The organism is Nonomuraea mesophila, from assembly GCF_004352805.1.
GTDB lineage: Bacteria > Actinomycetota > Actinomycetes > Streptosporangiales > Streptosporangiaceae > Nonomuraea > Nonomuraea longispora.
Genome location: NZ_SMLD01000401.1, coordinates 1 through 780, shown reverse-complemented (window position 1 = coordinate 780; position 780 = coordinate 1). Strand labels below are relative to the sequence as shown.

Below are 780 nucleotides of genomic sequence, written 5' to 3'. Positions count from 1 at the left end.
CATACTCAAGGCCCATCGCCGCCATGTCGTCGTACAGGTGCTCGACATCGACCGGCCGGGCACCAGCCGGCGGCCACTGCTCCATACCGGCCGTCGGCCTCTCGCCTTCTTCGGACAGGACGCCCTGCGCGTGCAACGTCCACTCGTCCTGACCCGCACGCGCATACAGGCTCACCTGGCGGCTACCGGCATCGTCGCAGGGCCCGGCCACGAGCTGGATGTCCACGCCCGGCCCGTCCGGCACCAGCAGCGGCGCCTGCATGGTCAGCTCTGCCAGCCGCGGGCAGTCCACTTCCTGGCCGGCCCGCAGCGCCAGCTCCACCAGCGCTGCTCCCGGCACCACCACCCGGCCGTCGACCTGGTGATCGACCAGCCACGGCTGCCCGGCCGGCGACAACCGGCCAGTAAAGGTATGGGTGTCGGAGTCGGGTGCGGAAATCGCCGCACGAAGCATGGGATGGTCGATGGCGCCCAGCCCCGCCTCGCCCACGTCCTGCGACTCCAGACTGGCCGGCACCCAGAACCGCTCGTGCTGGAAGGCATACGTGGGCAGATCGACCAGCCGGCCGGGGGTCAGCACCTTCGTCCAGTCCACGGCGATGCCCTGGACGTGCAGCCCACCCAGCGCCTCGATCAGCGCCCGGGTCTCGTCACGATCCTTGCGCACGGCCGGGACGAACACCGCATCCTCAACACTCTGCTGCGCCAGCCCGGTCAGCACCCCATCCGGGCCGACCTCCAAGAAGTGCGTCGCCTCAGCAGCCCTCACCCCATCCGCGA

At 70.4% G+C, this 780-nt stretch carries 1 protein-coding gene; it reads right to left on the bottom strand.

Features of this window, described 5'->3' with window-relative positions; all coding sequences use genetic code 11:
* Window positions 1-721 (bottom strand): polyketide synthase dehydratase domain-containing protein (locus tag E1295_RS48265; protein WP_181958166.1); only part of this gene is annotated, 721 nt, incomplete at its 3' end.
* Window positions 722-780 lie beyond the last annotated feature (59 nt).